The sequence below is a fragment of the Pseudanabaena sp. FACHB-1998 genome (assembly GCF_014696355.1).
Taxonomy (GTDB): domain Bacteria; phylum Cyanobacteriota; class Cyanobacteriia; order Pseudanabaenales; family Pseudanabaenaceae; genus Pseudanabaena.
Genome location: NZ_JACJQA010000006.1, coordinates 109,952 through 131,212, shown reverse-complemented (window position 1 = coordinate 131,212; position 21,261 = coordinate 109,952). Strand labels below are relative to the sequence as shown.

Genomic DNA, 21,261 nt, shown 5'->3' with positions numbered 1-21,261 from the left:
TACTGCAAAAGCCTATTTAGAAGATATTTCTCTTTCTAGTTCAATCAAGCGAATAGCTAGCAAAATCTCAGCTAGCATTCTTTGCCAAGCATAATACCAACCAGCCCATCCGTCTAAAATACCACCCTTCAAAATCAAGCAGTAGAGCAAAATCACTATTGGTGCGATTACCTTCTTTTTACGAAGGCGATCGCCAAAACTTAACTGCTCGGTTGGTAAACTCAATAGTTTTTTAGATTCAATCTTCATATAACGATCTTGCGCCCACAACCAACGACTTAGAGACTTGCGATCGTCATGGTTAATACAGGACTTCAGTTTCCCAGAGTTGCCGCTAACTTGTAACAGTTGTGTGTGTCCGTCATCCACATAGGTAGATTTATGCTTCCGAAATAGAACTTGGCGCGGAGGGAGAATAGTTGCTCTTAAAGGCTTCCCAAATACACAATAATGAAAACCTGCAAAATATCCATCAATAAACTCTGAAGATTTATGTTTCAGAGTTTCCTGTATTTCTCTAACCATTTCTTCGGGTAAAACGTAGTCCGCATCTAGGGATAACACCCATTCGGTTTTAACCTGCTCTAGCCCATAATTCCATTGATTAGTATGTGTATCAAACTGTCGTTGAAAAACTTCTACTTGAGGATATTTATGTAATATTTCGAGAGTTATATCTTCGCTAAAACTATCAATTACAACAATTCGTTTAGCCCAAGTTAAATGTTCTAAGGTTCGCCCAATATTAGGCTCCTCATTATAGGTAAGAATTAATGGCGTTATGTTATCTAGCATCTATGAACTAATTTCTAATTTCTTTTTTTGATATCTGTAGCTCGATCCAGTCAAGATATAAAAGTACAGAAAAAGAGGTCTATAGTTTTCACAACTTATTTGGCAGTAATATATATTCTTAATCTCCTAATTTTGCGGAGACTATCATCGACTTCCATAGATAGCTAAATCGACCAACAAAAGTAAATTTTAAAGACCTAAAATCTTCTTCAGTAAGAATTTGGGACAAAGTTTTAACAGAAAAAAACTTAACATGCCCTCCATCCCATAAAGCAGTAAAATGATTATCCATTTTTCCTGTTAAAGCAAGAATTAAATTTTTAATATATCCATGATAGGGAGTGGTCAGAATTAATCTACCATTGGGTTTAAGACATCGTTTAGCAGATTTAACTAACTCTCTTGGATACATTAAATGTTCAATTACTTCGGTTGATATTACAACGTCAAATTCTCCTTCTAGCTTCGCGTAAGGAATATCATATACACTAGCATTAATAAATTTGCATTCTGGGAAACTTTTAGTAGCAGCAGCAATGCCAGAGATTGAATCTTCAATTCCGACGACTTCATATCCTTGTTTAGCCAACAAGTTACTAAGACTACCGTTTCCACAACCAATATCTAAAACTCGTAATTTGTAGTTTTTCTCCTGTTTAATCTCGCTTAGTAAACTAAGCAAAGTAGGGAGTAAGTATTGATGGTGATGCCCCGAATCGTTAGTTGTGTAGGCATATTCGTAAGTAGAATTTTTAGTAGACATAGATATTATCTTTCTAAACTCTAATAGTGTCTTGGTAAATTGTAGCAAGTTGTGCGCTGATGGATTCCCAACTGTAATTTTCAGAGATTATTTTTCTAATTTTTTGTCTATTTATTCGTTGTTGAGTTGAGCTTTGCTCAAAGTTTTGGAAGAAAATTTGTAATGTGGTAGCGATCGCTTGGATATCTAGTTGAGTCACATAGCCGATCGCCTGTTCTTTGACCATGGGCGCGATCGCCACGCCATCGGTAATGAGAACAGGTGTACCTGCCGCCAAAGCCTCGATCGCGGCAATGCCAAAATTCTCGGAATGGGATGTGAGCGCAAACAGATCCGCACCTTGCAAATAAAGATATTTAGTTTCGCCTTTTACAAAGCCTAATAAATGAGTGCGATCGCTGATACCGTGAGTTTCTAAGAGGACTTTGATTTGATGAACATAATCACGATCGCCGCTACCTGCGATCGCTAATGCAAAACTATGCTCCTTTAATTTGCCCAGCGCAGGGATGAGATATTCTAAACCCTTTTTAGGATGTAGCCTTGACATAAATAAGATGACAGGAATATGACTGGGAATTTGAAGTATTTGATGAAGTTTTTCTTGAGCGTTAGGAATCAAATCGGGAATATGCACTCCATGCGGCAGCACAAAATTATCAATATTTAATCCTAACTGGGTAAATTCTATTCTTTCCTGTTCGGCAGTAAAATGGAGACATTTACTCTGCAATAGATTTGATCGTTCGATTATATTGAGATAGATTTGTTTCCGCTGCTTACTCTGTTGTAAAGACCATTCACAAAGCTGTCCGAGAGGACGATTGATGTAAGGAACACCTTTGAGCCGAGCGATCGCCATCGCGATCGTTGACGCATAGGAAAAAATTGCATGAACATGGACTAAATCGTAGTCCTTAATATGTTGCCAGAGCCAACTGGTCAAAGCTCCTGAAAAAGCAAACTCTCGCACTGCATTGATATCAGGCGAGAAGCGTGGAAAAAAGCGAATAGGAACCTTTGCATATTCCTCTAGTTGATCTGTAAGTTGATACAGAGGTACATCTAAAAGTTCTTTGCCATTGTCATTGGTTGTGGCAATCTCTGCATCAATACCCTGCGATCGCAAAGCACGCACCATTTCAATGATGGCTTGACTAGGACCTCCGCGCACTGCTGCTATAGAGGGAATAACGTGCAGAACTTTCATGGAAAATTATTAGCTAGGAATTAGGCAATAGCCATAAAGATACACTATAGCAAAAGCCCCCCCAAGAAATTTTTTGAAAGTCTTGCAAAGCAAGACTTTCAAAAAATTTCTTGGTTTAGACTTGAGCGCAAATCACTGTAACTAAGCGGAAATTGTTTGCCACCAATTTTGGAGAACTACGAGGCTCCAACGTCTATACCATTGCTTACGGGTTAACGGGATCTGACGAGGGACTTTAATATCCATTGTGTAATCACCCCAATCCTCACTAATCCACTTCTCAAAGGGGAATGTAAATCCACGTTTTCGGCGATTGGTAATGTATGCGGGAATTTCTGGAATAGCGCTAGTTAATAGAAGTTTGCTTTTTTGGAGACGTTGCGAAGCGGGGATCTGACTAACTTCTTTAAATAAATGACTATCTACAAAAGGTACACGTAATTCTAAGCCCCATTTCATGCTCATCACATCACTATCCCGTAGAAGTTGATTTCGCATATAACGACTCAGCTCCAGATAGGAAACCTCATCTTCGGGGGTAGGAAAACTTAGGGAGCTATAGTTATTTATCGCTGAGAAATTAGTGATTTCGCTTTGTAGGCGATCGCCTAGATCTTCGCCAAGATAAAACTGTACTAGTTGCATTGCTTCCCAGTCTGAAAAGACTCCTCGCGCAAGCCCATAGGAATTTTTAATGGAATTTTCTTTAGCAAGAAAAGCTCCCAGTCTTCGATATTTAGGCGATCTATATAATTTTTCTATTCTCTTACCAGTGATCTTAGAAATCGCATCAAAGAAAGAAAAAGAGTGGCGCTGCTGGAAAATACTGGGAACCTTCTGGAATGTGTCATAACCTCCAAATATTTCATCACTACCTAGCCCAGACAGCACAACTTTCATGCCATGTTGATGGGCAATTTGGGACACACAGAAAGTATTTAAGCCATCAATAGTTGGCTGATCGAGCGTTTTCCAATATTCAGGCAATAGTTTTTTGCCAACCTCAGGTGTAAGTAAATATTCAGTATGGAGAGTCCCAAAATCCTTGGCAACTTGACGCGCAATTGGTCCCTCGTTCCATTTTTCTTCATTAAATACGATGGAGTAGGTGCGGAGGTCGGTATTCCCTAACTGTCTCGCGATCGCCACAATTGCCGTGGAATCAATACCGCCGCTTAGAAATACGCCGACGGGAACATCACTAATGAAATGGTGCTTTACACTATCAAATAAAGCATTTCTAGTTTTAAGGATTGCCTCATCTTTAGTGATTGCCGAGCTATTATTCTGGGATGGAAAGTTGATTTCCCAATATTGATGCTTTTGAATATTTCCATCTTTCCATTTGAGCCAACATCCCGCTTCTAAAGATTGAATGCCTTCGATGATGGTATAAGGTTCGGAAATAGAGCCGTTAATTAAATAGCTATATAAACCAATAGCACTTAATTGCTTAGGAATAAGCCCCGTAGAGAGAACCGATCTAATTTCTGAGGCAAATATGAGAGTGGAATTTTGATAGGAATAGTAGAGGGGTTTAATACCGAGTGGATCACGAGCAATAAAACATTCTTTTTTTAGATCATCCCAAATGGCAAAGGCAAACATCCCCCGCATGAGACTCAAACAATCTTCGCCATACTTAGCATATAACTTGAGAATCACCTCGGTATCAGTATGGGAAAAAAATGTTTCTCCTTCATTTTTTAGATGCGCCATTAGTTCTAGAAAGTTATATATTTCTCCATTAAATGTAATCCAATAGCGTTGATTATCAATGTGCATCGGCTGATGTCCATTTTCGCTGAGATCGAGAATCGCCAGTCGGGTATGGGCGATCGCCACCGTGCGATCGCTAGATAGATAAATACCACGATCATCGGGACCCCGATGATTAATGGCTGTTTGCATAAGTTGAACGTATTTTTCAAGGCCAATTTGAGAATTATTAGTTAATATTCCAGCTATTCCACACATTCTTTTCTCCTTTTCGTAGCAATAACTGACTTTGTAGGTATGGACAAAAATTTATGGCAAATAATTTATAAATATTGCCTAGAAAAAATAGGCTTCCCCCAAGTAAAAATGAGATTTAGTTGAATAGACTAAGCATTTCCTGATTTCATAATTTTTATATTTAACAACGTAATTCAAATTTATTGAATAGTACATATAGCAGATATTTTGATTATTTAAATTAAGCCTACCTTATTAAAATGGATTCACTCTGTATCCTATGCATTTACTTAGAAAAAATCTTAATACAGCAACTCTATTTTATTTGTGAAATTAAAGAATTTGAGAGCGTGCGTCCCGAAGAGGCGCACTCTGAAATCCTTTAGGAATGCTATATCAACTATTTTCATTATGAAACCGATTTTGATATTTATAGAGCTTGACGCTTTCTAAATGAAGAATGATTTTAATTATGGCTATAATTTGTACTCTCTTACTAACCTATAAAGTAGGGCTTGTAAAGTGAATAAGATCTATTCTTTGAGAGGGGAAGGAGTATCCATTGATATCCACTGTTCAGTTCAATATTTTGGATAGATAATTAGCTATTGTTTGTTGAAATTTCTCAAATCCGAAGGTAGAAATCGCTTTTTGTCGTAATAAATTGGGCTGATAAATTAGTTGATTATCATTTTCTTTTTTTAAAATTTTTATAATTGCTTCGGATATTTCTTGAGGGTCATCTGGGTTGATTAACACCCCTAAAGCTCCATGACAGAGAGCATCTACCGCCCCATCTAAACAACCTCCCAACGTTGGTTTTCCACAGGCAAAAGCTTCTAAGTAGACGATGCCAAATCCTTCCCTTTTGCTGGGCATGGCGAATAAATCGCAGAGATTGTAGTAGTCGCACAAATCCTCATCGGGAACAAAGCCCACTAAGGTCACATAATCCTGTAAATTATTTTGCTGAATTATTTTTTCAATCCGATCGCGATCGCTACCTTTACCGACGATTACATAATGCACATCAGGGATATGTTGGCGAATCATGGGTAAAGCTTCTAGTAAGCGGTCATAGCCTTTGTATTGTTCGGAAGCAACTAGGCGCGATACGGTAAGAATGATTTTTTGTTCGGCTCTTAGTCCATATTTTGTTAACAAGTGCTGGGGTTTAGGCGCAATTTTCCAAGCATCGGCATCGAAAGTATTATGTAAAATTTCAATTTTGGCTGGTGATAAGCCTTGCTCTTGGCAGAGGCGATCGCGCGTAAACTCACTGACTGCAAAGATGCGATCCGCACCATGTAGCGACTTTTTGAGGATTGAGCTTTGAATGTCCCAAGCTTCTACACCATGAGCGATCGCAATATATTTTGTGCCGAGAATATTTTTTAAAAACCAAGCGATCGGCGCAAAATTTAGATGCGTCATGATCACTAAGTCTGGTTTTTGGGCGATCGCTAAGCTAATTAATTTCAGGGAAAAAACTAGAGTTTTTAGAAATGAGGGAGTTTTCCCTGTGCAGTAAATTTGGATATTAGAAGTGTCACCTAGGCGATCGCGATTTTGTCTAACTAAATTCTCTAAATCATTTTTCAGGACAACGCCTATCTTGCTATGGGGATATATATTGTGGATAGCCTGTAAGAAAAACCCCGAAAAAACCTGTATTCCACCTTTGGATGAGAAAAGTTCGGGAATCCAAAGATGAATAGTGTGATTTCTAGACATTTTCTAATCCATACTCCATATTTCTAGAAACTTGAGGCTTTTTCCAGAAATAAACTTTTAATTTACAAAATACGATGGCAAATATTGTATAGCTAATGTCAAGTTGAACGATTACATGCACCAAAAAATTCATTTCTCTAGAATGAGTTTTTTTGGTACATCCAATTGTAGCTATAGTTACTTGCATTAAACCCCAAAAAGCGAATGGCGGCGCGAAGCGCCGCCATTCGCTTTTTGGGGTTTGAGTTCTGGCAAGACTAGCTTAAGCGGCAAAATTGACCTGAATGCAACTTGATTTCGCCAAAATCAGGAATCCATGCTGCCCAATGACCATCAGGATATTGACACATTAGCAAAGCTTCGTCGTAACAGCTTTTAGTGGGAGGCTCTAGCAAATGTACCCAAGTCGAAGGCATAGGCACTAAACATTGAGGAGAAGAGTTGCGTCTAAGATTTCTGGTAGTTGGTGATTTGGTGTGGGTTGCATTTTTCATGGCGTTATCTCTTCTTTTAATCAAGTAATTACTGTTGTCAAGCCTTACAGCGCTTTTACGGTTACTAAATAGAAGTATGTCATGGAATTAATATATTGAATATGTTTAGTAGTAAAAGATACAGAAAGTTATTAAAAGTTAAAAACTAACTTACAGCGCTTGGGGTTTTCTTAAAACCTCGATATATAAAAAAACTTGCGAAGCAAGCTTTTTTCACCAAGAGAATTTTTGAAAGTGTTGCTTCGCAACACTTTCAAAAATTCTCTTGGTTTGGGTTTGAGCGCAAAGCGCTGTAGTATCAGCAACGATGGGCTTAACGTTAAGCGAGATCGGCTTTTATAAATACCCAAATGCGGTTAAAATCTTGCCCTAGTTGGTGGATATCTGGTGGACTGCATGGACGATCGCCATTATTGGCAAAATTGGCAAAATACTAGAAAGCAATGGCTGACCAATTTGCCCCAATTGTGGGCTGTGGTCATAACGATTGTAGCGATCGCGATTGTCTGGATAGGCTTATTGCTAATTCAACCTGTCCAAGCTCAATCCGTTGATGAGTTAAAGAATTATCAAAATTTTGTCGATCAGCAACGCCAAATTATTCAAAAGCAGCAAGAACAGATTAATGCTTTGACTAAGCCTGCCCAATCAAGGCTAGAGGCGCTTAGACGCAATGTGAGAGTGACTGACGCTCAAATTAAAGATAACGAAAAAAAGATTCGTCAAGCCAGAGAGCAATTACAAAAGTTAAGTTTTAATCTGCAAGAACTGGAATATGACCTCAACAAAAGACGGGACGCAACCACCGCAAGATTACGCTATTTGCAAAGGCAACAACTGCAACGCTGGTGGGTGACCTTGCTGAGCAGCAAAAATCTCAATCAGTTTGCCGATCGCCGCCGTCAGATTGAACGTATCTATGAAAGCGATCGCAAACTCTTAGCTGATTTAACTCAAAAATCGGAGCGAGTCGAAAAACAACGCAATCAAGTTATTTCCCAAAGAAACGAAATTGAGCTACTTACCCAAAAGCTGAAATATCAAAAAGCCAACATCGAAGCCGAAGTTGTCGCCCAGCAAAATACGATTGATCGCCTCAAAAGCGATCGGCAAGCGCTCTCTCAAGCCGAGGATCGCCTTGCGGAAGACTCGCGCCGCCTATCCCAAATCATCTTGGCAAGGGTGCAACCCTATTCTGGTTTAGTGCTTCCCCCCGGTTCAGGACAATTGATGTATCCCACCATTGGTCCCGTGACTAGCAACTTCGGTTGGCGGGTACATCCCATTTTAGGCACAGAGCGATTTCACTCAGGTATTGACTTTGGGGCGGACTATGGCAGCCTGATCTATGCCAGTGCCCAAGGTCGAGTGATTTATGCAGATTGGTATGGCGGCTATGGTAATGCGGTAATTGTCGATCACGGCAATGGCATGACTACTTTGTATGGTCACTGTAGTGAGCTATATGTCAAAGATGGGGATGTAGTCGAAAGAGGTCAACCGATCGCGGCGGTTGGTTCGACAGGATTTTCGACTGGACCGCATTTACACTTTGAATTACGCGCCAATGGCGAACCGATCGATCCTTCTGCCTATTTGTAACCGTCCAAAATACAAATAGCGGCGCGAAGCGCCGCTACTTGTATTTTGAGTTTGGATTACCAAACATCGGGCAGAATCGCATCTTGGAAATCTGTAGTCTCGGTATTTGCCCCCGAAAAGTTAGTTTTACTCAGATTCGCGCTGTTAAACTCTGCTCGATTGAGATCGGCGCGACTGAGATCCGCTCCAATGAAATATGCCTCACTGCAATTTGTTCCTCGCAGATCGGCTCCCATCAGATCGCAACCACATAGATTTGCCCGATAGAGATTTGCGCCAATCAAATTAGCTCGACAGAGATTCGACTCACTGAGATCGATATCTACCATCGTTGCGCCAATTAAATCAGTTCCTACGAGAGCCGCAACATTGAGATTGCTATGGGACAAATCGGCTTCGCTCAAATTTGCCCGACTGAAATCGGAACCAGCCAAATTTGCTTCCCTTAGTTCGGCTCGGCTTAAATTTGCCCCGATCAGTACTGCGCCCACCATGCTCACACCATTCAAGCTCGATAGATTTAACTTAGCGGTGGAAAGATCGGCGCGATCTAGTCGGGCTAATTTCAGGTTAGAGCCACGCAAATCTGCTCCTGACAAATTAGCTTGGCTAAGATCAGCTTCGCTCAGGCAAATCATGCTGAGATAGGAGGCACTCAGATTTGCACCACTGAGATCTATGCCCCTCAGATTTGCCATGCTCATGTCGGCTCCCCGCAGGTTTGCGGAGGAGAGATTAACTTCTCGCATTCTTGCGCCACGAAGATTGACCATGCTCAAGTCAATACCTGATAGATCGACTCCTTCTAGCTGAATTTCGCTGAGATCAACACCACGCAGATCTGGTTGACCTTCTCGCCATTTATTCCAGCTAACGACACCTTGATCTAGCCGTTTTACAAATTCTTCGATCGCCACAGTTAATCTTTGCTCATTAAGTTTGATAGAAAATTTCTATTTTTGGTTGCAGACCCTAAAATGACCTAGCCATTTTAGAGTCTGCAACCACAGAGGGATAAATCAATATTTACGCTCTTGAGGGGTAAAGCGATCGCAATCTAGCTGTTGTAAGCTCATGTCCACAGGGCGATCGCTAGTTTTCACCTTGCCATCCTCTAAATAACCGAGGGTATGTTTGAGGTAATTAGTGTCATCGCGTTGGGGATAGTCTTCGCGAGAATGTGCGCCCCGACTTTCTTGACGGGATAAGGCACTGGACATAATGATTTCGCCGACGGTGAATAGGCTACGGAGTTCGATCGCCTGCATTAGCTCCATATTAAAAGTCAAGCTGCGATCGTCCACTAAAAGATCATTGTCATAGCGATCGCGGATAGTTTGGAGCTTTTGCAAGCCTTCTTTTAATCTTTGGTCATCTCGGAAGATGCCGCAATGCTCAGTCATGGTGTCCTGCAATTGTTGACGAATATCGGCAATGCGCGAGTTACCCTGCTTTGCCAAGATTCCCTTAAGCTTAGCCTTAGCATCGGCGATATAGGGGCGAGCATCGATTTTGGGCATAGGGCGATCGCGGACATAGGCTCCGACCTTTTCCCCTGCGCGCTTCCCAAAGACCACACATTCTAAGAGCGAGTTCGCACCTAACCGATTTGCGCCATGTACCGATACACAAGCTGTTTCTCCTGCTGCAAAAAATCCCGCGATCGCCTTGCTATCTGTGCCAAGCACTTGACAATCAATATTTGTGGGAATGCCACCCATCGAATAATGGGCGGTCGGACGCACGGGCAAAGGATGATCGATACAGTCCACACCCGCTAGGCGCAAGCCTTCTTCACGGGCAAAGGGGATGCGACTGAGGATTTTTTCGCGTCCGAGATGGCGCACATCTAAATACACATAATTACCGCCATTAATGCCGCGACCTTCCATAATTTCACAGGCAATATTGCGGGAGGTGATGTCACGGGGCGAGAGTTCCATTCGATTTTTGCTAATCGGATAATTCGCCATAAAGCGATCGCCATGATCATTAATTAAATAAGCTCCTTCACCCCGCACTGCCTCAGAAATCAGTACGCCCACAGGATATAAACCCGTCGGATGGAACTGCACAAATTCCATATCTTGGAGAGGCAAGCCAATATTTGCGGTCAAGCAAAGTCCATCACCTGTGGAAGCAAGATCATTAGAAGTCGTATTAAAAACGCGCCCATAGCCTCCCGTCGCCATCAAAACTGCCTTGGCGCGAAATACTTCTATTTCCGAAGTTTCTAAGCTATAGGCGACCACTCCCTTAACTTCTTTGCCATTTGCCCCATCTTCATAAATTAATTGCATCACATACCATTCTTGGTAAATCGTGCCGCCTAGGCGCAATAAATTCATGACTAATTCGTGCAAAATTGCGTGTCCTGTTTTGTCCGCCGCATAGCAAGCCCGACTATAGGTATGTCCGCCAAAGGGTCTTTGGGAAATGCGTCCATCTTCGGCGCGAGAAAAGAGAACCCCTAAATGCTCTAAGTCAATAATTACTTCGGGAGCCGATTGGGTCAAAACTTGCACAGCATTTTGATCGGCGAGATAATCGGAACCCTTAACCGTATCGAAGGCATGGGTGAGCCAGTCGTCATTATCGACATTTTTGAGTGAGGCGGCGATCCCTCCCTGTGCAGCAACGGAGTGCGATCGGATCGGATGCACCTTAGAAATTAAGCCCACACTTAGCTCTGGGTAATTTTGGGCAACAGCTAGGGCGGCTCTAGAGCCAGCTAAGCCACCCCCAATAATCAGGACATCATGCTCAATCATTAAAATCTCAACTGCGTAAGGGTTCGACAAATAATTGTGTATCTTGGCAAAGCCAAGATACACAATTATCGATTAGAGGTTTGCTACAAATTACCAAGTTATCGGTTTAAATTTCTGATCATTAACAATTTCTACGGTGTCCCCTGACGGACGAATTACGAATAATCCTTTTTGATAAGCATATCGATCCACCCCTTCATTAATCTCTATACCTGCTACTGCACCATAGGCTTGATAGTTTTTATAGGCGGGAAAGGCTAATTTAAATTTTTCTAGTTTCTCTAAAAACTCATCGACATCATCCTTAGAAAGTCGAGATTTACATTCCACTAACACCACATCAGTTGTATCGACCACTAAGATGTCGATTTCCATAGCAACGTTTTGGCGCTTGACGCTGACTCTCGGATGTTTTTCCTTTACATCAATGCCGCGATCTTGAAATAGCCTAACTACAGCAGGTTCGACTAACTCTTCAACAAATCTACCCCAACGACTTGTTAAGCCATTAACAGCACGAGTCGTCTCAGCTACTGATTTTCTAAGTTTGTCAAGTGATTTATCTAGCTCAGCCGCTCTTTTGTCAGCTTCAGCCGATCTTTTATCAGCTTCAGCCGCTCTCCTGTCGTACTCTAGGCGAGAGATGCGAAGCTCTTCTTGAAATTCCTCGCGTGATCTACTAAAGATTGCGTAGATATCTTCTATGGTTATTGGTTGTTGACTCATAATTATTGGCTCTTACGAAATAGGCGATCGCATTATCTTTAAATGATATCTTCCTTTTCTAACGAGGGATTAGTAGGAGCTTTGAGAGAGATTTGGCAATGCAAACCCTCCCTCAAAGGCTCTAAAACCTAACCACAGCTACCGCAATCACCACAACCACTGCAATCAGCCCCTCCCAAATCACATCCACTGCAATCCATTCCCGATAGGCAGTCGGCATCACCACAATTTAGATCAGGACTGCAACCATCTAAGGGATTGTCACAATTTCTTTCATCGCCGCAATTACTGGGGATCACATTAATCACATCCAGCGCATCCGCACAATTGGCGCAGTCAGCACAGTCATTGCAATTGTTATTACTAGAAGCATTAGCATCACTGTTGTTGGCTTGCGATCGCCTTTTTTTTGCCCATTGCGAACCGCCCAGAGGATTGGGACTTTGAGGATTATCAGAATCACCTAACTCTTCTGAACTATCAGACTCTTCCGAACTATTGGAATTAAGAAGATCGTCCAGTCCTTGCGGTTCTAGATCACTATCAAAATCAGGTAAATCTTTAAAGTCCTTAAAGTCTTCAAAATCATCCAAAAAATTATCTGGCTGTTTAGAAGGTGGCTCAGAATTATCAGAGTTGGAATCGATCGCTAAAATCCGCTGCCCTCTAGTCTGCTTAGCCTGAGCATAGCGATAGTCCCGACTAGCAGAATAATTAGGCTCTAGCTTATTCTCTGGCTGGGGATTGCGGCAATTTTGGCGACACCTTGCCCTACGCTCGGCTCGGCGCATTTTTAAAATTTCATTGGCTTCCCGACATTCTCGGAAACGTCCCTTAGCATTGGCGATCGCTGTAAAAATTCCCTCTTCAGCAATTACGCGCTTAAAGTATTGCGAACAGGAGTCGCAACCATACAAAACCCGATGGGCGCAGGAAAAACCTTTGTGTGGTGAAATAAATCTCTGATAGCCAGTAATGGCGGTTACGGCTAAACCCCTTGTACCAGTGTCTAGAATTTTGGCGATCGGGAGCTTTACAGTCATTCTTTTCTGCATTTGTCGCCGCCTTTAGTCAATTGGGCTAGTTTTAGCTATGATACAAGCTTTAATTAATCCAGTTACCTAAGACTTAATAATTCTAAAAGAGAGAGGCAGAGGGAAACGCTGCCTAATAATATTGGGGTTAATATACTTGACGCACTTTACAAATTCTTACCCCCCTCAGTCCCCCCTTGAAAGGGGGGAAGTCTGAGTTCTCCCCCTTCCAAGGGGGAGTTAGAGGGGGTTCTAGATATTTGGTGTGTCAAATATATTAACGCCATAATATTGGGGTTTTAAGCGATATTACCAAGCGGGATGAGAAAAAATGGCTTGCATGGTTTTATTGCCGCGCAATTGATTAGAAAGCGGCAAATGTCCCCTTGGTGCGTCAAGACTCCAGATAAACTCATTGGGATAACGGGTAAAGGAGCCATCTTTTTTCCAGCCGATTTTTAACCAAAACTTTTCCCAGCCCTTGCCCAAGCTAAACCAGATTTTGCGTTGTACCGAAAAACCAAATTTACCTTCGGAATACACTAACCAAAGCTGATTAATCGTTTGTAAATCACTAATGGGGATTAATTTTGCTTCGGTGAAATAAAGCCAACCTCGCTTCAAAGCATCAGCACTCGCAGCTTCACATAGTTTCTTGCTAGTCAGGCGATCGGCTTCCTCAAAGTCCTGTTTTGCTAGCAAAGTTTGAATTTCTTGATAGTCAATCCCCTTTTCCGATCGCAAAGTTACCACCCCCTGAGGATAATGGGTCTGGGCGAGGTCGATCGCTTGGGGTAAATCGCTTTGCAGTAGGGTTTGATGGATTTTGCCATCGATCCATGTCACTTCAGTATTGGCAGCCTTGCGGGATTGGATAAACTCATCCAAAACCTGTAAGCCTTCTTCTCCAAGGTTTGCTAATTCGGCGATCGCAGGTAATTGATTTGCCTCTTTACCTGAAAACAACTTATCTTTTAACGCGGTCAGTTTTGTATCCATCAGATCTTCAAAAATCGCAAAAATCGCACCACTTTGAATTTACACCTTTATAGCTGTAATACCATAAAACCTAAAAGAGAGTTGCAGCGCAAAGCGCTGCAACTCTCTTTTGGGTTTTATGGTTGTCCGTGGCTGGACAAATAAAAAGCTATTAGTCGATATAACCCATCAACCCAACATTGTCGATCTCGTTAGATGCAACTGGTCTTGTGCCACCCATTTGGGAGTAGGTGTCACTAACTACTAAGCCTGCGGAACCCACAGGACGCTCACCAGCGATGTAATACTTATCCACAATTACAAAGCCATCTTCGACCACAGGACGCTCACCAGAGGACATAAATGTGCTGGTCACATGTACGCCACTGTTGGTAATAGGACGCTCGCCGCCCATAGTGGTGTAGGTGCTGCTAATTGCTAATTTGCTAGCTTCGATCGGACGTTCACCCGAACTGTTGAAGTACTCAACAGCACGAAAGCCACCATCGACAATGGGGCGATCGCCATAATGTTTAAGAGTTTCAGTCACAATTAATGAACCTTTTTGTTCGATGGATGCGGCTACGGGCTTTGATTCTTCTTTCACAGCCAACGCAGAGATGTCCACAGTACCAGTTTTTGCGGTGGTTTCAGCTTCTGACTTCGCTTTGGTAGGTCGAGATGTTTTTTCTTCGGGCTTGCTAGTTTCTGCTTTCGCTTCGTTAGTTGTACTCATGCTTTGCTTTCCTCAAAATTTGATTGTCATTTGAAATGTAAAAAATATGCTCAAAAACTTTTAATTACTTTTAACTAGGGATGACGATCGCTTGGTGCAATCATCGCGATCGTTAAAAAACTTCTAAAGCTGTAGCCTTTCTAGTTAATTCTACAGAAAAAGTTAATGCTCTCCATATTTTGATAAGTCTTTGCCCCTAATTTAAAAATTGACTAAAAATAAGCTCCTTCCGATTAAATAGCTCTAAATCTAGTGTTTACGTGAGCATTTAGGGATTTATTACATCTCAAAATACAGTCCATAAAGTTTCCTAATCATTAGAACCTAGGACTGTAGGGGCTTAGCATTTGCGCCACAATTTTAAAACTCATCACAGTAATCCTGATCTGCAAATGCTAAGCCCTCTCAGCTTTTGTGAATTTATTGTCCCTGCGTTATGAGGTTTTGGGCAGAGCATTCCCATTGGTATAAACACTTGGACAAGAATAACTTTTGTAAAGATAATCTACGTTAAAATGCTGAATCTCTCCTCAAAGTCACTCCAGCTTGTGTGTTACTTATGACACCTTTAGTAGTTGTTGATAAGGTAAGCTCGTGTTTAGATCAAACTAGTCGCTAAATAAATCAACTAACAACTCTAAACTTTCTTAAATAACTACGAATGTTAGCTGATTATCCGTGCTAGCATACTGTCAAAAATAAAATCAAAAACTACATGGGTGTGGGTCATAACATGAAGCTCCTCAACAAAATATCTACATATTCTCTGGTGACGGCTATCGGCTTTGCCGCCGCCATCTCAGCAAATCCTGAAAATGCCTATTCTTTTACCTTCGGTAACTCCACGTCTATTGCGGGTAACAATAATGGTTTCACCATTATTGCTCAAGGGTTTCAGATTAACCCAGCGGATTTAGGTGGCAAACCTAGGGCGACTTTACAATCTATTAAATTTTTGTTTAGTGTTGCTTCTCCAACTGCGACAGGTACTCTCTTCATATACGACACTTTACCTGGGACTGTATCTGGTACTGGTGCTGGTTCGCTATTTGGAAGCACTAGTGTTACTTCCACAACAAACGATACAGCTTTTGCGGGTGGTTCTGGGCTCGGAAGTCTGACTTTCAACTTTACATCAACTACTGAGTTATCAACTGGTACGCAATACTTTGCTGTATTTAATGCTCGTAGGACAGGACAGACTGTAATTATAAATAATGAAGCCTATGGTTTCGGCAATGCTTACACATCTACAGGTACAGATTTAACAATTAGAGCTGCTAACCCAACCGATGCACGCTTCATTGCTAGTGCAACTGCTGTGCCTTTTGAGTTTGAGGCTTCGGGTGGTGTAGCTGTATTGGGTGGTTTATTCTTGGCTAATAAGCTTAGAAAGCGCAATCAGAAAGTTGAGCTTGACGAACAATCCTAATTTAAAAAGTTCTGCGGCGCAGGACTTTTGATAATAAAAAAGCTCTGCAACGCGGAGCTTTTTTATTGCCTTGGCACTAGCACAACATTGCAAAAAAGAGAGAGGCGGCGCTTCGCGCCGCCTCTCTCTTTTTTGGGATTTAAACCAAATCCAGTAAATTTTTTAAATTAAGAAATGGCTACGCCATTTCTTAATTTAGTATTAGCCGATCGCTGGCATGACTCTGGGTAGCTCTAGGCGTTGTTGTTGGCTAGAGGGGCGACGGGTGCGACCTGAGAGGCGGAAACTGAGACTTTGTAGCTCGATGTGTAGCTGGCGGTTTTCCTTTTGCAGAGCCTCGATTTTTTGCTTGATTGGCACGATGCGCTCCGCAAACTTGGCGCGATAAATATTGGGCAATTCCTGCACTACTTGCTCGAGCATTCGATTGCGATCTGTCATTTCTTGGATCGTTTGACGTAATTCCACCGCTTCGCGATCGCGCTCTTGGATTTGTACCCTTGAGAGCATTAATTGGTTTTCGACAGCCGCCAACTTCTGCTCCAAAAAGCGCATCTCCTCAGAATGCTGCTCATGCACCTCTGGGTTAGGCAAAAAAGCCGTATTTCCCTTCACCAAGCGAAAAAGTTCTTCGGATAGCTGCTGCACTAGCAGATCCTTTTGTTCTAGCTCGACCTTGAGTAAACTTATTTCCTGCTGGAGCTTGACTGTCATATTTTCAGTGGGATTCGCTAGAGAATTTACTGTGTCATTCATAGGTGCGATTCGTGAGGGAATTTAGGCTAAGATTTATATCACACAAGTGCCAGATTGGCAATTTATATGGAAATCGTCCATGAATGCTAAAACGAGCAATATCCAAGACCAGTCAACATATCAGCGTTTGAATGTTTCTCCTTTTGATGGGCGATTGGATGAGCCAACTTTGCTCAAGGCGGCTCAATCCGCACTGCAATTGCAATCTGCCTTGCTCAAAAATTCTATTTCCTATGCCCAGTCAGTTAGCGGTCGCCTCATTCTCAAAACCACCCTTAAAAATACTTTAGAAACTCTTGTCTCCACGACCGATGCGGCAGAAGGCAGCATTTTTTTGATCGATGAAGATGGTGTAATTCAAGAAAGTATTTTGGCGCGGGGTCCAGTTACCCGCGATCTTAAGGACACAGTAATTACCAAGGTCTTAGATGATGGTCTGGCGGGTTGGGCGTTGCGCCATCGCCAAATTGGAATCATTTACGATGCGATGATGGACGATCGCTGGGTGCAGTTTCCCGATCAGCCCTACGATGCAAGATCAGCGATCGCAGTTCCTCTTATTTACGGCATTGATGCGATCGGGATTATTACTTTGACCCATGCTGAGCCTAATCATTTTGATGATGCGATCGCCACAATGATCCAATACAGCACCGAAAGCATCACCGCAATTATCGTCAATGCCCAACTCCACGCAGAATATCGACCTTTCGGTTTAGTTTAAGAACAAGGAAACCTCGCGTAGCGAGGTTTCCTTGTTCTTGCAAAAAAGCATCGCTTCGCGATGCTTTTTTACTCTTAATGGCTCAAGGTTAAGGCGGTATAGATTGTCCAGCTATCCATCAATAGCAACAGCAAGGTAAACACTAACAAAATTAGATACATCCAAGGTTGAGCAAGGGGACGCACATCGCGAGTATCAATCCCTGTGCGTTCCTGCACCTTTTCCACCAGTCGCGCAAAGCCGACTACGCGCATCGGTAGTAAATAAGCCCGATCCTCAGAATTTTTGCTAACAAAATAATAGACAATCCCCCCCTGTCCCGTAATTCTGGGCTTTAACGCCTTGATATCTTCCCAAGCCAATGACCAACCCTTCCGCAAAAAACTAGGAAACCATCGCGGATAGACCAGCTGAATTCCTTCATCATTTAAAATTACGCGATCGCTTAGCGCCCCATACAAAAACACAAAGCCGATCGCTAAGCCAAGGCTCAACCATGATGCAGGAACCGCCGCATGGGTAAAGTTGCTCAAAAATGGCAGAGGAGCCGTAAGCGCAACATAAAGCAAGAGTAACGTAATCCGAATTAATGGCGAAACTTTAAAAATGTCGGTCATAGATCTAGCTAGAGTAAAAACAGATGTGGGGCAAGCTTCCCACATCTGTTTTTACTCTACTTCCTTCTCACCGAAAAAATATAGCGGTGGTCAGTCTTGGACACAAAACCAGAAGACGAGTTGCGGCGCGAAGCGCCGCAACTCGTCTTCTTGGGTTAACCACAGCTATTTCTTGAGGGGAAAATAGACTTCTCCACCAAGGATTAGAGTGGCGGCGCGATGCGCCGCCACTCTAATCCTTGGTGGAGAAGTGAATAGCTATATTTCAGTCTTTTTGAATTTTTTAGATCGCAATTAACTTAATATTGTCTTTTAGGGGTAGGTTAAGAGATCATAGATATGATTAACAATCGAGATTACTTACATACAGTACGGATGGTGTAAAACGTGGGTTGGCGTGTACGTGGCGTTCGTGGTGCAACAACAGTTGAAGCTAATACTTACGAAGCCCTAGAGAGGGCTGTGCTAGAGCTTATGGAAGAGATCGAAGCACAAAATGATATTGATCCGCGTGAAATTGTAAGTGCCACCTTTTCAGCAACAACGGATATTGATGTGGTATTTCCTGCCAAAATCGCCCGATCGCGATCGCAATGGGAGCATGTGCCGCTTTTGGATGTGCAGCAAATGTACGTCAAGGGCAGCTTAGAGCGATGTATTCGTGTCTTAATTCATGTGAATACACCCCTTGAGCAACATCAAATCAAGCATATTTACTTAAATGGAGCGCGGGATTTACGCCCTGATCTCGTTTACGCCCAAATTTGAGCAACTAAATTTGAGAAAATAGAGGGAGCGCTAAGCGCTCCCTCTATTTTCTAGATACAATCAGTGCAAACGTAAGATAATAGCCCTATGGTCACAAGAATTTTTCTGTGTAACGAGCAGACCGAGCCTGAGATTCGCGATTTCATTCGTGAAGCGATCGCCGATATCTCGGAGGGGGAGCAGTATATCGTTACGTGGAATTGCGGCAATATTCAAACCCTTAAAGTAGGCGATCGCGCCTATTTCAAACGGATTGGCAGCGCTAATCAGGGCTATTTTGCATCGGGAACCGTTGTCCCCGCCGATCGCGAATATCAACTTAAACTGCGATCGGCGCGTTATCGCGAACTCAGCGAAGCCTACGACATCGACTCTCAGGCAAATAATTTGCGGGTGTGGGTGGCTTGGGATGCTTGTGTAAGTTTTGATGAACCTTTAAGGACGGATTATCTACGGCAGTTGCCCCATTTTCAGGGGATGCCCCTTGAGCCGCAGAGTGATGCGGGGGTATTTCGGGACGAATATGTGCGGATGCTCGATCGCGAGTGGGAACGCCAAACCCAAAAGGCTTTTCGGGCAGGGAAAGGGATTAGCCTCGTCGATGTCTATTACCGATGGGGCTTAGAGGATATTCAGCAAGGTTTTCCACAGGATGCGCTAGAGTCCTTTCGCCAAGCTCTGAAACTTAATCCTAATTTTGTAAAAGCATATCTGGGCTTAGGGGATGCCCATGTGAATTTGCGAGAATATGCCAAGGCTGTGGGCGACTATGGCAAGGCGATCTCCATGCGTCCCGATAAGGCAAGACTCGCCTATTACAAACGGGGAGAAATTAACTTTTTGCTGTCGCAATTGCAGCAGGCTCTAGCGGATTTTCAGGCGGCGATCGAGATTGATCCCAACTATGCCGACGCGCATATGTCCTTGGGCAATACCTATCTCAAGCTCAAAAGTTACGAACAGGCGATCGCTTGCTTTACGCGCACCCTTGAACTTGATCCCAATCGCGACCTTGCGGTATTTCGGCGCGGGCGATCGCATTACATTCTCAAGGAATATGCCGAAGCCATTCGCGACTTTAGCCATGCGATCGAGCTACAGCCTAGTAATGTCGATGCCTATTACTATCGCGGCTTGACCTATTCCCAGCCCAACATTGCCGATGAAACCCTTGCTGGTGACGATCTGCGTAAGGCGATCGTGCTTTATCAAACCCAAGGCAAGCCCGATAAGGCAAGAAAAGCTAAAGAGTTTCTAGAAACCTTGGCGATCGATTCTTTGCCTAAAGCGAAGCCTAGAAGCGCCTATGCGATCGCGCCATCGGAAAGCCCAACGGAAGCAGCACCCGAAGCCTTAACCTCTTCTAAACCCATGGTTGTGGAGGATGACGAAACCAGTGACCTGATCATCGCTGCGCCTACCATCGCCACCGAAGCACTGGAGCCAATTGTCACACCCATTTCTAGGGATGAGGCGATCGCGGCTTTTGCGACTTCTGACGAGGCGATCGCGATCGCTCCTGAGCCAGTCGCCAAAATTATCGAAGTCGAAAAAACGATCGAAGTGGAAAAGATTGTCGAAGTCGAAAAAATCGTGGAAGTTGAGAAGGTTATTGAAGTCGAAAGAATTATTGAAGTCGAGAAAATAGTTGAGGTAGAGAAGCTCGTGGAGGTCGAGAAGGTGGTCGATCGCGTGGTGGAAAAAGTGGTTGATCGCGTCGTCGAAAGAGTCGTCGAAAAGCCCATTCCCTTCTCCATCGAAGACCCTAGCACTGCCGAAAAATTGGCGATGATCTCGGTGATGGCTCAGTATATGCGTGACGGCTGGATGGTGCGCTCCGTCGATAAATCCCAATGCGGCTATGACCTCGAATGTCATAAAAATGACCTAAGCGAAGCCATCGTGATTAAAAGCTTTACCAGCGATCGCCAGTCCTTTGCAATTTCGGCGATCGAGATTGAAAATGCTCGCAGCAATAAAGACTTTGTGATGTGGGTCGTCAGTGGCGCAGCCGAAAATCCTGAAATGCGCTGCATCCGAGGACGCGAACTATTCGAGCAGTTTGATCTCGATCCCCTTGCCTTTGCCGCTAGGGTCAAGCAATCGGCAGTTCAGCTCGACCTATCCCCCATTGCCCTAGAAATGCCTCAGTTTGAGACATAACT

General features: G+C 43.0%; 19 protein-coding genes. 5 read left to right on the top strand and 14 right to left on the bottom strand.

Annotated features, from left to right (window positions below):
- Positions 1 to 12: 12 nt before the first annotated feature.
- The 6 genes from H6F42_RS03110 to H6F42_RS03085 form a co-directional block, all read right to left on the bottom strand.
- On the bottom strand, positions 13 to 795 hold the full coding sequence (locus H6F42_RS03110; RefSeq protein WP_190397894.1) for a glycosyltransferase family 2 protein: 783 nt from the start codon (positions 793 to 795) through the stop codon (positions 13 to 15).
- Positions 796 to 913: 118 nt separating this feature from the next.
- Positions 914 to 1,558, bottom strand: coding sequence for a class I SAM-dependent methyltransferase (locus H6F42_RS03105; RefSeq protein ID WP_190397893.1), 645 nt, complete (start codon positions 1,556 to 1,558; stop codon positions 914 to 916).
- A 13-nt stretch (positions 1,559 to 1,571) separates the two neighbouring features.
- On the bottom strand, positions 1,572 to 2,768 hold the full coding sequence (locus tag H6F42_RS03100; protein ID WP_190397892.1) for a glycosyltransferase: 1,197 nt from the start codon (positions 2,766 to 2,768) through the stop codon (positions 1,572 to 1,574).
- 141 nt (positions 2,769 to 2,909) lie between these two features.
- A complete protein-coding gene (gene asnB, locus H6F42_RS03095; protein WP_190397891.1) occupies positions 2,910 to 4,745 on the bottom strand; it encodes an asparagine synthase (glutamine-hydrolyzing) in 1,836 nt (611 codons plus the stop codon).
- 555 nt (positions 4,746 to 5,300) lie between these two features.
- Entirely contained in the window at positions 5,301 to 6,458 is a 1,158-nt protein-coding gene (locus H6F42_RS03090; protein WP_190397890.1) for a glycosyltransferase family 4 protein, read from the bottom strand.
- Positions 6,459 to 6,715: 257 nt separating this feature from the next.
- On the bottom strand, positions 6,716 to 6,952 hold the full coding sequence (locus H6F42_RS03085) for a hypothetical protein (protein ID WP_190397971.1): 237 nt from the start codon (positions 6,950 to 6,952) through the stop codon (positions 6,716 to 6,718).
- 396 nt (positions 6,953 to 7,348) lie between these two features.
- On the opposite strand from H6F42_RS03085, the gene H6F42_RS03080 reads away from it, so the two are divergent.
- Positions 7,349 to 8,554: a peptidoglycan DD-metalloendopeptidase family protein gene (locus H6F42_RS03080; protein WP_190397889.1), complete on the top strand. Its 1,206-nt coding sequence runs from the start codon at positions 7,349 to 7,351 to the stop codon at positions 8,552 to 8,554.
- Positions 8,555 to 8,610: 56 nt separating this feature from the next.
- Here H6F42_RS03080 and H6F42_RS03075 read toward each other — a convergent pair whose 3' ends face one another.
- From H6F42_RS03075 to H6F42_RS03050, 6 genes are all read right to left on the bottom strand, one after another.
- Positions 8,611 to 9,471, bottom strand: a complete 861-nt coding sequence (locus H6F42_RS03075; protein WP_190397888.1) for a pentapeptide repeat-containing protein — start codon at positions 9,469 to 9,471, stop codon at positions 8,611 to 8,613.
- A gap of 102 nt (positions 9,472 to 9,573) precedes the next feature.
- Positions 9,574 to 11,325: a succinate dehydrogenase/fumarate reductase flavoprotein subunit gene (locus H6F42_RS03070; protein ID WP_190397963.1), complete on the bottom strand. Its 1,752-nt coding sequence runs from the start codon at positions 11,323 to 11,325 to the stop codon at positions 9,574 to 9,576.
- A 90-nt stretch (positions 11,326 to 11,415) separates the two neighbouring features.
- Positions 11,416 to 12,051: a DUF3782 domain-containing protein gene (locus H6F42_RS03065; RefSeq protein WP_190397887.1), complete on the bottom strand. Its 636-nt coding sequence runs from the start codon at positions 12,049 to 12,051 to the stop codon at positions 11,416 to 11,418.
- Between the two features lie 128 nt (positions 12,052 to 12,179).
- Positions 12,180 to 13,094 carry a membrane protein insertion efficiency factor YidD gene (gene yidD / locus H6F42_RS03060; RefSeq protein ID WP_190397886.1) on the bottom strand — a complete coding sequence of 305 codons (915 nt, stop codon included), beginning with the start codon at positions 13,092 to 13,094 and terminating at the stop codon, positions 12,180 to 12,182.
- A gap of 300 nt (positions 13,095 to 13,394) precedes the next feature.
- On the bottom strand, positions 13,395 to 14,084 hold the full coding sequence (locus tag H6F42_RS03055; protein ID WP_190397885.1) for a GUN4 domain-containing protein: 690 nt from the start codon (positions 14,082 to 14,084) through the stop codon (positions 13,395 to 13,397).
- Positions 14,085 to 14,235: 151 nt separating this feature from the next.
- On the bottom strand, positions 14,236 to 14,799 hold the full coding sequence (locus H6F42_RS03050) for a hypothetical protein (RefSeq protein WP_190397884.1): 564 nt from the start codon (positions 14,797 to 14,799) through the stop codon (positions 14,236 to 14,238).
- Between the two features lie 733 nt (positions 14,800 to 15,532).
- Between H6F42_RS03050 and H6F42_RS03045 the strand changes: the two genes are divergently transcribed.
- Positions 15,533 to 16,231 (top strand): hypothetical protein, encoded by a 699-nt coding sequence (locus H6F42_RS03045; RefSeq protein WP_190397883.1) that lies wholly within the window; start codon positions 15,533 to 15,535, stop codon positions 16,229 to 16,231.
- Positions 16,232 to 16,432: 201 nt separating this feature from the next.
- Here the strand turns inward: H6F42_RS03045 and H6F42_RS03040 are convergent, their stop codons facing one another.
- Complete coding sequence (locus H6F42_RS03040) at positions 16,433 to 16,987, bottom strand: Npun_F5560 family protein (RefSeq protein WP_190397882.1); 555 nt, start codon at positions 16,985 to 16,987, stop codon at positions 16,433 to 16,435.
- Between the two features lie 79 nt (positions 16,988 to 17,066).
- Between H6F42_RS03040 and H6F42_RS03035 the strand changes: the two genes are divergently transcribed.
- Positions 17,067 to 17,711: a GAF domain-containing protein gene (locus H6F42_RS03035; protein ID WP_190397881.1), complete on the top strand. Its 645-nt coding sequence runs from the start codon at positions 17,067 to 17,069 to the stop codon at positions 17,709 to 17,711.
- A gap of 74 nt (positions 17,712 to 17,785) precedes the next feature.
- Here the strand turns inward: H6F42_RS03035 and H6F42_RS03030 are convergent, their stop codons facing one another.
- Positions 17,786 to 18,328: a hypothetical protein gene (locus H6F42_RS03030; RefSeq protein WP_190397880.1), complete on the bottom strand. Its 543-nt coding sequence runs from the start codon at positions 18,326 to 18,328 to the stop codon at positions 17,786 to 17,788.
- Between the two features lie 387 nt (positions 18,329 to 18,715).
- Between H6F42_RS03030 and aroH the strand changes: the two genes are divergently transcribed.
- Both aroH and H6F42_RS03020 read left to right on the top strand, forming a co-directional pair.
- The gene (gene aroH / locus H6F42_RS03025) at positions 18,716 to 19,096 is read left to right on the top strand and encodes a chorismate mutase (RefSeq protein WP_190397879.1); all 381 of its coding nucleotides are present in this window, start codon (positions 18,716 to 18,718) and stop codon (positions 19,094 to 19,096) included.
- An 87-nt stretch (positions 19,097 to 19,183) separates the two neighbouring features.
- On the top strand, positions 19,184 to 21,259 hold the full coding sequence (locus H6F42_RS03020) for a tetratricopeptide repeat protein (RefSeq protein WP_190397878.1): 2,076 nt from the start codon (positions 19,184 to 19,186) through the stop codon (positions 21,257 to 21,259).
- The last annotated feature ends 2 nt before the right edge of the window (positions 21,260 to 21,261 follow it).